Below are 13,732 nucleotides of genomic sequence, written 5' to 3'. Positions count from 1 at the left end.
TAGAGCTATGAGTGAGGCAGAGCAGGAATCAACACAAGACATGTCACAACAGCAGGAACTAGCTGCGGAAAGCGGCCCGGCTTCGCTTTCGTCGAGCGCTTTGGTGCCTGCCGGAACGGTGGTGCTCGCGGCCACGCCTATTGGCAACACGGCTGATGCCTCCCAGCGCTTGCGTGATTTGCTTGCCGGAGCCAGCATTGTTGCGGCCGAAGATACCCGCAGGCTCTACGATTTGGCTAACCGCTTGGGTGTGCGCGTGGGCGGGCGAGTGGTGGCTTACCACGACCACAACGAGCGCAAGCAGTCCGACCATTTGCTAGACCAAGTGGAGCAGGGGGCTTGCGTATTGGTAGTCTCCGACGCAGGCATGCCTACTATTAACGACCCCGGGCTGGCGATTGTACGTCGGGCTATTGAGCGCGGCCTGCCGGTAACTTGCGCGCCCGGGCCGAGTGCGGTGCTCGACGCTCTGGCCTTGTCTGGTCTGCCGACGGACCGCTTCTGCTACGAAGGTTTCCTGCCCCGCAAGCAGTCTGAACGCAGGCAATATTTGCGCTCACTGAAGGCTGAGCAGCGCACGATGGTTTTTTACGAGTCGCCTCGGCGCTTGGCTGATTCTATGGACGACTTGCTGGAGGCTTTTGGCCCGGAGCGGCGGATGGCTATGTGCCGGGAGTTAACCAAGACTTATGAGGAAGTGAAGCGATCCAGCCTGCAAGAATTACATGACTTTGTCCATGAAAATGAGCCTCGGGGTGAGTTCGTGCTCGTGGTAGCCGGAGCCTCGGCGCAGGAGGCGATTGAGGCCAGTCCGGAGGTGCTTTCGACGCAAGCGCTGGCGCAATTATCCATCGCTCGCGCACAAGAGCAAGGTCTGCGGGTTAAGGATGCCATTGGGCAGGTAGTGGCCGAGCATCCGCTGCCAGACGGCTCGATTCCTAAGCGCAAGGCCGTGTATGCGGCAGTTTTGGAGCTTGAGCAGCAGCAGGGCGCATAAGCGGGTAAGCGCTGCTGAGCGGGGGCTTCCAGCAAGCGTGAGTAGTGCAGAAAGTCAGCAAAACTATCTGCTGCTGCCTCCCAGCGACTCTAACAATATAGTGAGCGCTTGCTTGACGCCGGGGCCGCCCAGTTGAGATATGGTTTCAAGCATCTCGGGCGACGCTTTAGGGTTGGCCGGCAGCCAGCGCCGCAGTTCGGGCACCTCGCGGGCTATATGCCAGAGCACTTCCGGCGGTGTTCCCGGGTCGCAAGCAAGCGCGGGAGTTAGCAGTAGGGGTGGCACTGGGGGCGCTGCACTGCTTGGATTGCCTGCATTGCCCGTATTGCCAGCGCTGCTTGACCTCTGAGCTGGGCGCTGGCTAGGATTAGCGCCGGCCTGAGTGCCCTCCCGTAATTGCTTGAGTTTGTCTACTTTCTTGACTGCTCGACGGCCGCGTTTCATGCTGGAAAACAGCTTCATTATGCCAACTTTCGTAAAAGGTTAAAGGTTTCAATGCCCGAATTGTGCCCGGGCCAGCGCGGATTGGCGGCCAGCAGGTTCAGGCAGGCGTTCGAGCTAACTTGATACTGCTCCATCAGTGTATGCAGGGAAGCTACTTTGCCAGAATTGTCTTCGTCTGAGCGCTCCTCGCAAGCCAAATCGCAGGCCGTGCGCAGGGGTGAAGTGGTCCAGAGCCTACCCAGTTTCATCATGTGCTCAAAGGGGAGCTTGCGGTTGTGAACCCGCAAGGGGTGGCTATACATGGGAGTGCGGAAGTGGGAGCTAGAAACTACGTCCAAGTAAGGCGGGAAAAGGCCGCCCGACCACACCCAAGAGGCCAAACTGTTGCAGGCAGTGGTGCCGTAAGGTATGAGGCGCTTAGCAATCGCGGCGCGGCCGAAAATACCGCTGGCGCGCTCGCTCAGGTAGGCGGCGTTGGGGTCGAGAGGCTCGACGAGGCGGTATTGAGTCAGCAGGCGCATACTGTTGGGGCCGGGTAGTTTGCTCAGGAGCACCAGATCGGGCAGGGAATCGCTGGCGCTGGGTTTGGGCTTAGACAGGGAGGCGATTTGACGGCGGGTGACCTGGTCAGGCTGGCCCTGCTCCTCAAGTATGCCCTGCTTCCAAGCGGAACTGCGGGCTTTGCTTGGATGGCGGCGGGCCGGGCGAGAGGGAGGTCTTCGCAGGGGCGGTCGGAAGGTTTGAGCAGTGGCAGGAGTAGGGCCGCTGGGCTGCATGATTGCTGGTCGTTCGAGGAGGGCTGTGCCTGCGTCGGAGGGGCTGCCGGCGCTACTGGTGAGTCTGCTATCAGTCATGATTCGAGCCTAAAGGCGGGCACAGGGGGTGGCGAATCGTGCGCTGCTGCAAGGGGCGGATGTGGATGTTTGCCCTCGCGGTGAGCTTGGCGGTGCATAAGAGTGTGTTGAAAGCGACCTGAAAGTGATTCCGGACAGTAGATTTGTGCATAAAGTCAACCCATTTTGCGGCTTGTGGACAAGTGAGCGTGCATAAGTGAGCAAATAAAACGCTCCCTCGCCCTCGCAGTCCGCCTTTACAACCCGGCTCGGTCCAAGCCCGCGCTCGCTGCTGCGCTCAGTAAAGGAAAGCGCCCGCCTTGTACCCTAGGGCCGATAATCTACCAGTATGAGCAAAATACTGGTTTCTGTAGCCTGGCCTTACGCCAACGGCCCCCGTCACATCGGCCACGTAGCAGGCTTCGGCGTGCCCTCAGACGTCTTCGCCCGCTACGAGCGCATGAAGGGCAACGAAGTCCTCATGGTCTCCGGCACCGACGAGCACGGCACCCCCATTCTGGTTGAGGCCGAGGCAGAAGGCATTGGTGCACAGGAGATTGCCGACCGTTATAACAAGGTCATCGTCAAAGACTTGTGCGAGCTGGGTTTGAGCTACGATCTCTTTACCCGCACCACGACCGGCAACCACGAGCAGGTGGTTCAAGAGCTCTTCAAGCAGTGCTTAGAAAACGGCTACATTTACAAGGGCACCCAAAAGGTTGCAATTTCGCCATCCACGGGCCGCACCCTGCCCGACCGCTATATTGAAGGCACCTGCCCTATCTGCGGTTACGACGGCGCTCGCGGCGACCAGTGCGACAACTGCGGCAACGGACTCGACCCAGACGAGCTGATTAACCCTCGCTCCAAGATAAATGGCGAAACTCCGCGCTTTGAGGAGACCGAGCACTTCTTCCTCGACTTACCCGCGCTGGCCGAGGCCAACGAAGCCTGGCTCAAGACCCGCAAAGACTGGCGTACCAATGTATTGAACTTCTCGCTGGGCCTCTTCCGCGAGGTAAAACCGCGCGCCATTACCCGAGACATTGACTGGGGTATTCCGGTGCCGGTTGCTGGTTGGATAGACAATCCCAACAAGAAGCTCTACGTGTGGTTCGACGCGGTTATCGGCTACCTGTCTGCCTCGATTGAGTGGGCCCGCCGCCAGGGCGATCCGGACGCTTGGCGCAAGTGGTGGAGTGACCCAGAATCGCTGGGCTACTACTTTATGGGCAAAGACAACATCACCTTCCACTCCCAGATTTGGCCCTCCGAGCTGCTGGCTTACAACGGCGAGGGTTCTAAGGGCGGCGAGCCCGGCAAGTTTGGCGAGCTCAACCTGCCCGAGCAGGTGGTGGCCAGCGAGTTCATGACCATGGAGGGCAAGAAGTTCTCCTCCTCGCGCGGCATCGTGATTTATGTGAAAGACATCTTGGCCCGCTACCCGGTAGACGCCGTGCGATACTACATTTCCGTGGCTGGCCCAGAGACTTCCGACGCAGACTTCACCTGGGCCGAGTTTGCCCGTCACAACAACGAAGAGCTGGCTGCTGCTTGGGGCAATCTGGTCAACCGCGTAGCCAATTTGATTAACAAGAACTTTGGCCAGATTCCGGTGGTGAATCCAGCTAAGCTCGACGAGCGCGATAAGGCTCTGCTGGAGCTGTCTCAGGCAGCTTTTGATACGGTTGGTGGCCTGATTGAGCGCCAGCGGCAGAAGGCGGCGCTTGGCGAGGCTATGGCGTTGGTGGGCGATATCAACAAGTACATCTCGGCTACTGAGCCTTGGAAGATTAAGGACGACCCCGAGCGTTTGGCTGCGGTCTTGCACACGGCGGCCCAGGCGGTTGCTGATGCCAACCACCTGCTCGCGCCCTTCCTGCCCCACTCTGCGCAGAAGGTCTGGGAGGCTCTCGGCGGCACGGGCACCTTCTCGCCCCTGCCTCGCATTGAAGAGGTAGAGGACTTAGATAAGCCCGGCTTTACTTATCCCACCATTACCGGCGACTACCAGCTGGGCGAAACGGTGCATCCTTGGAAGAGCGAGCCCATTGTAGAAGGGGCTGTAGTTCCTAAACCGACTCCTATTTTTGCCAAGATTCCCCCGGAAGCTGTTGAAGAGGAGTTGAACCGCTTCCAAGCTGAGCTAGACGAGCGTAAGGCCAAGGCTCAAGCGCGTTTCGAGGCTGAGCAAGCCAAACTCAAGGCCGGCCAAGTCCATGAGTAAGCCCAAGCCTTCACAGAGTCGATACAAAACTTTGAGGTAACTTTGAGCTTGCTCTACCGCGTTGCCCAGTATTGGGTGGTTATATAAGTATTACCGGCCGGTGGTGAACGGTTGGTGAGGTTCTTCCCCGGGAACCCCATAATTGAACCTTCTTCTCTCTCTTCTCAAAGCCCGGTGTTGTTCGCCGGGCTTTTTCTTTTTGTATACACAGTCTGGCCATGCCACCATATTGGCTAGGTTGCAGCCACGAACTGCTCATTTTCCACTCTTTTCAATGCTTCTAGAGACCAATAGAGAGAAGAGAGTAAGCGTTTGCGCAAGCTCTAACTTTTTGTTACGATTGCACTGTGCGTATCGGCGCGCTAAACAATTCAGTGCAATGAAAAATAACACGATGGAGTGGATAATTATGAACAAGGGGAAAGTGGCTAAAGGGCTAGCGCTGGCCGTAAGTATCGCTACGCTCGTAGGAGTTGCTGGCTGCGGTTCGAGTGGCGGTTCTAACAAGAGTGATTCCGAAAGCAGCAAGGTCGAGTGCTCTCCATACAAAAAGTACGGCGACTTGAGTGGCAAAAAGATTTCGGTATATACCCTGTGGATTGATCAAGACGCAGATGCTATTACCAAGGTATTCAACCAGTTTGAATCCTGCACCGGTGCAAAGGTCGAGCACGAGGGCTCACGCGATGTGGCTTCCCAGCTACCAGTAAGGGTCAAGGCCGGTTCGGCTCCCGATATTGCAGCTGTTTCTCAGCCTGGCATGATTAAAACCATGTCGGCCACCGGCAAGGTCAAGCCTGTACCAAAAGACGCTGCAGAAAATGTAACTAAGTACTATTCCAAGGATTGGCAGGATTATTCGAGCGTGGATGGCAAGCTCGTAGCCATTCCGCTCGATGCCAACGTGAAGTCCTTCGTATGGTACTCGCCCAAGAAGTTCAAGGAAAAGGGATACACAGTTCCGCAAACTTGGGACGAGATGATGGATTTAACCAAGAAAATCGCCCAAGATACCAAGAACGATCCTAATACCAAGCCTTGGTCGGTGGGCCTTGAAGGTGGTGCTGACTCCGGTTGGCCAGGTACTGATTGGCTGGAAGATGCCGTGATTCGCTTCGCGGGTGGTGAGACTTACAGCAAGTGGGCTTCCCACGAGATTCCCTTCAACGATCCTCAGATTCTCAATGCTTTCAAGGAAATTGGCAAGATTGTAAAGAACGCTGCCTATGTCAATGGTGGCTTTGGTGATGTACAGTCTATTGCTTCCACTGCTTGGCAGGATGCAGGCAATCCCTTGGTTGAAGGCACCAGCTATATGATGCACATGGCCCTCTTCTATGAGAACAACTACGACTCCTCGAATCCTGACATAAAGATAGCTCCTGACGGCGATGCTTGGGCCTTCCAAATGCCCGGAAAAGATAAGGACACCAAGTCCATGCTCGGCGGCGGCAACTTCGCTATGGCCTTCTCGGATAGGCCAGAAGTGCAGCAGTTCCAAGCCTTCTTAGCTTCTCCTGAGTTTGCAAATGGCTATGTCAAGTTCAAGAAGAGCGCCATCACCCCCAATTCAGGTATTGATACCAATAACCTCAAGGGTCTGTCCAAGTTGGCGTACTCATCTCTGACTGACAAGGGCACCACCTTCCGCTTCGATGCTTCAGACCTCATGCCTTCGGAAGTGGGCTCCGGCTCCTTCTGGAAGCAGATGATCTCCTACTTCGCGCAAGACAAGTCTGAGCAAGAAGTGCTTGATGCAATCGAGCAGTCTTGGCCCAAGGGGCAGTAAGCCTCTACAGCATTAGACAAATACCGACAGTTGGGTGTTGAAAGCAGGCACCCAACTGCCGGGTTCATTATTGAAAGGCTTGATACAGCATGGACACCATCCTGCATCCAGATACCAACCTGACCAAGTTGCTGGCCATGGTTTTGGCTGTCCTTCTCTTCGTGGGAGTTATGGCCTTGGTACTCTTCCTTACGAATCTGCCGAAACGAATGCCCTCCTGGGGTGTGGCGATTATGTTCCTAACGCCCACAATCATTTTGCTCTGTTTTGGCCTCTTGTATCCCACGGTGATGACGGTTCGCTCGTCCTTCTATGGTCGAGACGGCACGAATGCAGTTGGTTTCGCCAACTACGTGACCATTTTCACCCAACCTCAGTTCCTCCAAGTGCTCCTCAACACCATCTTATGGACGATTCTCGTTCCTCTCTTCTCGACGGGCATTGGCTTAGTCTATGCGGTTCTTGTTGACCGTACTCGATTTGAAAAACTAGAAAAGGCCCTACTCTTCTTACCGATGGCTATCTCTATGGTGAGTGCTTCCATCGTGTGGAAGTTCGTGTACGACCAAAAGGTAGGCCTGCTCTCGGCCCTGTATACGGGCGTGGCCCGTCTATTCGGCCAGCACGTAGTAGCTCCTCAGTGGCTCATGAGTGCGCCCATCAACACTTTCCTGCTGATTTTCGTAATGATTTGGTTGCATGCTGGGTATTCTATGACCATTCTCTCTGCTGCCATTAAGGCCATTCCTGAAGATCTTGTTGAGGCTTCAAGACTCGACGGTCTCAACGGGCGCCAGCAGTTCTTCTATCTGACCATTCCTATGATTCGCCCCGCGATTTTGGTGGTAACTACAACGGTTGCTATGGGCGGCTTGAAGGCTTTCGACGTGGTGCGGACGATGACTGCCGGTAATTACGGCACATCGGTCATTGCAAATGAGTTTTACACCCAGTCCTTCCAATATCAAAATGCCGGCCTTGGTGCTTCGTTGGCAGTGGTCATGTTCATCGTGGTGATACCGCTGATTGTTTTCAACGTTCATCAGATGAGAAAGTCGCAGGAAGTAAGATGAGCAGGAAACTTACGCGTCAGGAAAAGGCGCTTATTCGCACTAAAAACAAGCTCTCCTCACCATGGGCATCTGCGATTTCTATTGTGATTGCTCTGGTGTGGACCGTGCCGACGCTGGGCCTGTTGGTCACTAGCTTTAGAGACGACCGTATGGCGATTTCTCGCAGCGGTTGGTGGGAGACCTTACTGCCCTCGAATTGGCATCAGTTCGGCTTGGGCAATTATGAGTCGGTTTTGGGCGGTAATTACAACCTGGGCGCATACTTTGTGAACTCGTTCGTCATCACCATCCCCGGCGTGCTCATTCCCATCACCCTAGCTCTGCTGGCTGCGTATGCCTTCGCGTGGGTCGACTTCCGAGGCAGGCACGTCCTCTTCATTGCAGTGTTTTCCATGCAAGTAGTGCCCATCCAGGTCACGATGATTCCCCTGCTGACTCAATACGTCAACTGGGGCTTGAACTCCACCTTCTGGGTCTTGTGGCTTTCACACACCATTTTCGGTTTGCCGCAGGCAATCTTCCTGCTCCACAACTTCATGCAAGACATTCCTCGGGAGCTGGTCGAGGCCGCTAAGGTCGACGGCGCGGGCCATGTAAAGATTTTCCTCAAGGTGGTCTTGCCTCTCATGGTGCCGGCCATTGCGTCCTTCGCTATATTCCAGTTCCTCTGGGTCTGGAACGACCTGCTCGTGGCGCTTGCCTTTGCAGGCAATACTCCGGCTACAGCGCCGCTGACTTCAAGGCTTTCAGACATGGTTGGATCGCGTGGATCCGCTTGGTATCTGCTAGCTCCTGGAGCCTTCATTGCCATGATTGTGCCGGTGGCGGTCTTCTTGTTCTTGCAACGATACTTTGTGCGCGGAATGCTCGCAGGCGCGGTGAAAGGTTAAAACTCCCTCATGTCTATGACAATTACCCAGTCCTCTGCTGTTCTTTTTGATCTCGATGGTGTCTTAGTGCCCACCGTGCGCTTGCACAAGCAGGCTTGGGCTCAGCTTTTCAAGCAAACCCTGCCTGCCAGCGTTGAGCCCTACCAAGAAGAGGACTACTACCAGTATGTGGATGGGAAGCCGCGCTACGACGGTGTGGCTTCCCTCCTCAAGAGCAGGGGAGTTAACCTGCCTTGGGGTAGTCCCACAGATGGGCCTGATGACGAAACAATCTGCGGTCTCGGTAATCGAAAGAATGCCGTCTTTGAGCAGCTTCTATCCGAAGAGGGCATTCAACCCTATCCAGATACCGTAGATTTGCTTGAGCATCTGATGGGTATGGGCATTCACTTGGCTGTGGTGTCAAGCTCGCGCAACACGAATACGGTCTTGCGTTCAGCCGGCATTCGCAACTATTTTGAAGTCATCGTAGATGGCAACATTCGTGCCCAAGAGGGCCTTAAAGGTAAGCCAGCGCCCGACACCTACAGTCGGGCGGCAGACCTGCTGGGGCTCAACAATAGCGATTGCGTTGTAGTAGAAGACGCGCTCTCTGGTGTGGCTGCTGGCAGGGCTGGCAACTTTGGCTTGGTAGTTGGCGTTGACCGCGGTGTTGGCGCTTCCGCATTGCTTGCTTCTGGAGCCGATATGGTGGTGTCAGAGTTGGTTGAGCTCATTGAAGGTTCAGCCAAGCGCACCACCATATACCAAAAGCCTGATTTAGACGAGGGTATCTATCCAATTGACCCTTGGGCTTTGCAAGAAGAAGGCCAGCCGAGGCCTGAGTCTGCCACCCTCCTCTCGGTGTCCAACGGCAATCTGGGCATAAGAGCCAATGGCGACCCTAACCGTAGTCTCGGCTCTGGTACCTTCATGAGTGGCTTCCACGACACATACGCTATTAAGCATGCCGAAGGTGCCTACGGATACGCCCGAGTGGGCCAGGTGATTCAGGGCGTGCCCGACGCTTGCGGCTTCACTCTGCGGGTAGACGGCAAGCTCTTAGGTGAGCCCGAATCAACTACCCAGCGCTTAGACTTCCGGGCTGGTATATCTGCCACCCGAAGTTACTATCGCTTGGAAGATGGCGCCATGCTCGCGGTTGAGGTTTCTCGCATGGCTTGCCTCTTTGATCCGGCCCTTGCTGTGTGCAGCCTGCGGTTGCAGTGCCAAGAGCGAGACTTAGAAGTTGAGGTTGAGGGTCGCATTAACGCCGAAGTGCCTAATGCGGCGGCTACTGACGACCCCCGTAAGTCGCAGCCTATCGACGGCTGTGGTATCCACGAAGTCCTAGACGCCAGTGCTATCAACCCAGTCCAGGGCGAGACGCATGTGTATCGTTGCAATAATTCTCAACTGACTATGGCTATGGCGGTTCGTCAGTACTTGTATAGCGACAAAGGCCGCCGCCGGCTCGAAGGTGACGTGTGGCATGTAGAAGTGCACCAGGGCCAGCCAGCCGAGATTGAGCGTTACGCTGCATATCAGAGCTTCCCACTGGTGCCAAGGGGCATCACTAAAGGGCTCGTAGTGCAAACTGAGGGCGAAGATATTCGCCTGCTGGTTGAGCGCTGCTATGAGACCTTGAACAAGGCTTGCGACCAGGGTTTGGACCAGGTCTCAGCTCAGCAGGAATCGTGGCTAGAGGAGTTCTGGCAGCGGGCCGATATCGTGATTGATGCTGAAGACGACGGCCGAATTCAGCAAGTGACTCGCTGGGAGCTCTTCCAACTGGCCCAAGCCACTGCGCACATTACCAACGGTATAGGTGCTAAGGGCTTGAGCGGCTTGGGCTACGACGGTCATTACTTCTGGGATACCGAGATTTACATCCTCCCCTTCTTGGTTTATACCGACCCTGAGCGGGCTCGGAAGGCGCTCCACTATCGATACATGATGCTGCCCGCTGCCCGCAGACGAGCCGCTATTATGAATCTTTCCGGTGCCCTTTTCCCCTGGCGCACCATCGACGGCGAAGAAGGCTCGGCATACTTCCCGACCGGTACTGCCCAATACCATATCGACGGTGACATTGCTTACTCTCTAGCCCAATATGTGCAGGTTAGCGGTGACGACGATTATCTGGCAGAGGAAGGCATAGACATCTTAGTGGAGACGGCCCGCATGTGGCTGTCTTTGGGCTCCTACCAGAGCGACGGATGCTTCCATATCCACTGTGTAACGGGCCCCGATGAGTACACGGCGATGGTAGATGACAACCTCTATACCAACCAGATGGCTCGGTTCAATCTCCAATCCGCAAGCATGGCAGCCCAAAGTTTGGCGCAGAAGAGTCCAACTCTCTACGATCAGGCAAAAGACCGCCTCGGTTTTGACCAAGACGAGATTGAGCGTTGGGGCCAGGCCAGCGAAGCTATGTTCATGCCTTACGCGCAAGAAGAGGGAGTCCACGCTCAGGATGCTCAGTTTATGAGCCGACCTGAGTGGGACTTTGAGCATTTCACGGCTCGTCCCTTGCTGTTGCATTATCATCCGCTCGCCATCTACGGACACAGGGTCCTCAAGCAAACCGATGTGGTAATGGCTCTTTATCTGCTCTCCTCTTGGTTTAGTCTGGACCAAAAGCTGGCTGATTTCGACTATTACGATCCGCTCACTACCGGAGATTCCACGCTCTCGGCGGCTTCACAATCCATTATTGCTGCTGAAGTTGGGCACGATGATTTAGCCATGCGTTACTTCATGGAATCGCTCTTTGCTGACGTGTGTAACTTGCATGCCAACACTGCAGATGGCATCCATTTGGCTGCTGCTGGCGGCGCTTGGATGACTCTCGTGGGTGGCTTCGGCGGTCTGCGAGATACTGGCGGCACTCGAATTAGCCTCCAGCCTCGCCTACCCAAGGGCTGGAAGTCGATGACTTATCACTTGAGCATCAAGGGCAGTTTAATACGGGTAGAGCTGACTCAAGAAGCCGTGGAATTGTACCGCATATCTGGCCCCGAGCTGGAGATAGAAGTAAACGGAGAGATGCGGCTGGTGTAGACCGGTATTGCTTATTTGTGGGCAGATTTGGCGGAAGAGCGCTCGACGAGAGTAGTTGGAAACACTACTGTCTCAGACTCTGAGCCTCTGCCCGCTATGGCATCTAAGGCTAGGCGGGCTGCGGCGGTGCCTTCTTGGTGGACCGGCTGGGCCATGGTCGAAAGATCGAAAGCTGCTCCCAGGTCGTGTCCGTCAATGCCCATCACTGAAATATCGCGCCCGGGTTGCAATCCGCGGGAGCGAATAGCGTGGATAGCGCCCATGGCCATCTCGTCTGAAGATGCCAAAATTGCAGTGATGTCGGGCCTGCGGTCCAAGAGGCGGTTGGTAGCCAAGTAGCCGTTTGAGGCGGTCATGATGGTCACTGCCTCGTCTAAATCTTCGGACGATTCTAGGTGGAAGCGTTCCATGGTCTTGCACCAGCCCTCTCGCCTGCGCTGAGTGGGCGCGACTGGGCATTTGTCGTTGGTTTGGCCCGAAAGATGACCTATGCGCTTGTGGCCTAGGGTTATGAGATGGCGACAAGCTCGCGCGGCGGCTTCCTCGTCGTCGATACCAACGTATGCAAAACCGGGCTGTTGCACGGAAACGAACACAACTGGAATGCCTAGAGCGCGGAGCTGGGCCTCTTCTTCCGGGTCGAAGAAGAGCGAGAGTACGACGACGGCATCGACCTTGCCTTTGATAACGTCTGGGTTAAAGCGCTCGCGGACTGGGCCTAAGTAGTCGGGCAGTGAGTAGACAAGGGCGTCGTATCCGGCTTTGCGGAAGGTGCGTTCGGCGGATTCGAGGATTTTGCCGAAGAACCAGCGAGACATATCCGGCTGGACTAGACCGATGGAATGAGTGTGGCCGCTGGCTAGAGAAGCGGCGGTTGGTGAGGGAGTGTAGCCGAGGTCTTGCGCGGTTTTTAAGACATGCTGTCGGGTCTTCTCCCCGACTCCTGGCAAGCCTCGCAAAGCCCTGGAGACGGTTGCGGTGGAAACCTGGCAGGCGCTGGCCACCTCTTCAATTCGTACGGTCATACTCCCTATTATTCACCTCCCCGGCCCCTATTGCGTTCTGTGTGGAAAGAATGCTCGGCGGAGTCGAGCTGCAACTGCCGTAGAAATGCCCAAATGCAGGGGCGCAGAAAGGTGTTGGGGGAGGGCGCGCTGCTGGCGCGATGTGAGTTGCAAGTGGGCTGAGCTGGAAAATGTGGCGGTTGTAGCGTAAGATGTGAGCGCTAACAGTGACGGCGGCTAGCGGAAGATGCTGGCCCTATCAATCTGCAAAGAAGGAGAAAGATGAGTCGGTTGCTCCAAGAAACTGCCGGGCAGGCAAACCAGCCCGATACGGACCGTGATCCCTACGGCTACTTGCTGGTCCACTTTCTCGAAGACCCTGACGGCTACGCTGAGCGCATTTATTTCGACTTATCTGAGGGAGACAATCCCGAGCGTTGGCATCCGCTCAACTGCGGCCAGCCCGTCCTCACCTCAAACCTTGGTACTACTGGCGTGCGCGACCCCTACCTGGTGCGCAATCCTGAGTCTGGCCGAGTCTACGTAATTGCAACCGATTTGCGGGTCTATGGCGATGAAGGCGCGGGCGGCTCCGGCTGGGAATACTGGTCCCACCACGGCTCCACCAAGCTCACAATTTGGCAAACGGATGACTTAGTCCATTTTTCGCAGCCTTGGCAGCTCGACGTGTCGCAACGCGAAGATGGCTCCCATGCTCAGCTGGGCATGGCCTGGGCTCCCGAATGCCTGTGGGTGAGTGACTACTATGGGCCGGGCGAAGGCGCTTTTGTGCTGTATTGGGCGTCAAAGCTCTTTGCAGATAGCGACAGCAAACATGAAGACGCGGCAGCCTACGATCAGATTTTGTGGGGAGCAACGCGCGACTTTAGCCAAGAGAGCTTTACTTACGGCGGTGTCTTCATTGATACCGGAGGCAATGCTATCGACACTACAATGGTTCAACGCCGAATGCCCTCGGGCAAGTTGCGCACTTACCGGGCCACTAAAGACAACGCTTTTGGGCAGGGGATATGGCTGGACTGGACCGATGACCGGCGTTGGTGGCTGCCCGAAGCTCAGTGGCAGCTAGCGCAGAGCAAGGTGGGTGCGAGTTTTGCAGTCGGCGGCGATCCGGGCGGCGTAGAAGGGCCGGCGCTCTTCGCTTCGCACAGCCGAGACCTGTGGTATCTCTACGTAGATGTGATTCCTTCGATTGGCTACCGGCCTATGGTTTCGAGCAGCCCCGAGCTCGGTTTTGAAGCCCTGCAAAGCCCTGACTTTTTGATGGCTCCCCACACTAAACATGGCGGTGTGCTCTCGCTTGAGAGGGCTGAATATGAGCGCTTGCGGACGCTGACCGATATGGCCTAAGCGTGGTTGGGACGGCTAGCTGTCTGCCTCATAATTAGTTGACTAAGTCAAGAAAAAGG

The 13,732-nt window shown here is 55.8% G+C and carries 10 protein-coding genes; 7 read left to right on the top strand and 3 right to left on the bottom strand.

What is annotated here, in order from left to right; genetic code table 11:
* Nucleotides 1-7: 7 nt before the first annotated feature.
* Nucleotides 8-997, top strand: a complete 990-nt coding sequence (gene rsmI / locus R8377_RS07055) for a 16S rRNA (cytidine(1402)-2'-O)-methyltransferase (protein ID WP_425604997.1) — start codon at nucleotides 8-10, stop codon at nucleotides 995-997.
* A gap of 63 nt (nucleotides 998-1,060) precedes the next feature.
* Here the strand turns inward: rsmI and R8377_RS07050 are convergent, their stop codons facing one another.
* Both R8377_RS07050 and R8377_RS07045 read right to left on the bottom strand, forming a co-directional pair.
* Nucleotides 1,061-1,459 carry a variant leucine-rich repeat-containing protein gene (locus R8377_RS07050; protein WP_317642795.1) on the bottom strand — a complete coding sequence of 133 codons (399 nt, stop codon included), beginning with the start codon at nucleotides 1,457-1,459 and terminating at the stop codon, nucleotides 1,061-1,063.
* Nucleotides 1,459-2,295 carry a hypothetical protein gene (locus R8377_RS07045; RefSeq protein WP_317642794.1) on the bottom strand — a complete coding sequence of 279 codons (837 nt, stop codon included), beginning with the start codon at nucleotides 2,293-2,295 and terminating at the stop codon, nucleotides 1,459-1,461. Before R8377_RS07045 ends, R8377_RS07050 begins: the two co-directional genes overlap by 1 nt.
* Nucleotides 2,296-2,623: 328 nt before the next feature.
* Here R8377_RS07045 and metG point away from each other — a divergent pair, with 328 nt between their 5' ends.
* The 5 genes from metG (at nucleotide 2,624) to R8377_RS07020 (ending at nucleotide 11,298) form a co-directional block, all read left to right on the top strand.
* Nucleotides 2,624-4,501: a methionine--tRNA ligase gene (gene metG / locus R8377_RS07040; protein WP_317642793.1), complete on the top strand. Its 1,878-nt coding sequence runs from the start codon at nucleotides 2,624-2,626 to the stop codon at nucleotides 4,499-4,501.
* 409 nt (nucleotides 4,502-4,910) lie between these two features.
* Complete coding sequence (locus tag R8377_RS07035; RefSeq protein ID WP_317642792.1) at nucleotides 4,911-6,290, top strand: ABC transporter substrate-binding protein; 1,380 nt, start codon at nucleotides 4,911-4,913, stop codon at nucleotides 6,288-6,290.
* An 89-nt stretch (nucleotides 6,291-6,379) separates the two neighbouring features.
* On the top strand, nucleotides 6,380-7,363 hold the full coding sequence (locus tag R8377_RS07030; RefSeq protein WP_317642791.1) for a carbohydrate ABC transporter permease: 984 nt from the start codon (nucleotides 6,380-6,382) through the stop codon (nucleotides 7,361-7,363).
* Nucleotides 7,360-8,253 (top strand): carbohydrate ABC transporter permease, encoded by an 894-nt coding sequence (locus R8377_RS07025; RefSeq protein WP_317642790.1) that lies wholly within the window; start codon nucleotides 7,360-7,362, stop codon nucleotides 8,251-8,253. The genes R8377_RS07030 and R8377_RS07025 overlap by 4 nt, the downstream gene beginning before the upstream one ends.
* A gap of 9 nt (nucleotides 8,254-8,262) precedes the next feature.
* The gene (locus R8377_RS07020) at nucleotides 8,263-11,298 is read left to right on the top strand and encodes a beta-phosphoglucomutase family hydrolase (RefSeq protein WP_317642789.1); all 3,036 of its coding nucleotides are present in this window, start codon (nucleotides 8,263-8,265) and stop codon (nucleotides 11,296-11,298) included.
* An 11-nt stretch (nucleotides 11,299-11,309) separates the two neighbouring features.
* On the opposite strand, the gene R8377_RS07015 is transcribed toward R8377_RS07020, so the two are convergent.
* A complete protein-coding gene (locus tag R8377_RS07015; protein WP_317642788.1) occupies nucleotides 11,310-12,323 on the bottom strand; it encodes a LacI family DNA-binding transcriptional regulator in 1,014 nt (337 codons plus the stop codon).
* A gap of 261 nt (nucleotides 12,324-12,584) precedes the next feature.
* Here R8377_RS07015 and R8377_RS07010 point away from each other — a divergent pair, with 261 nt between their 5' ends.
* Entirely contained in the window at nucleotides 12,585-13,673 is a 1,089-nt protein-coding gene (locus R8377_RS07010) for a glycoside hydrolase family 43 protein (RefSeq protein WP_317642787.1), read from the top strand.
* Nucleotides 13,674-13,732: the final 59 nt, after the last annotated feature.

It is taken from the genome of Bombiscardovia apis (assembly GCF_033095945.1).
Classification (GTDB): domain Bacteria; phylum Actinomycetota; class Actinomycetes; order Actinomycetales; family Bifidobacteriaceae; genus Bombiscardovia; species Bombiscardovia apis.
The sequence above is the reverse complement of the archived record's forward strand: the minus strand, read 5'-3'. Positions and strand labels throughout refer to the sequence as shown.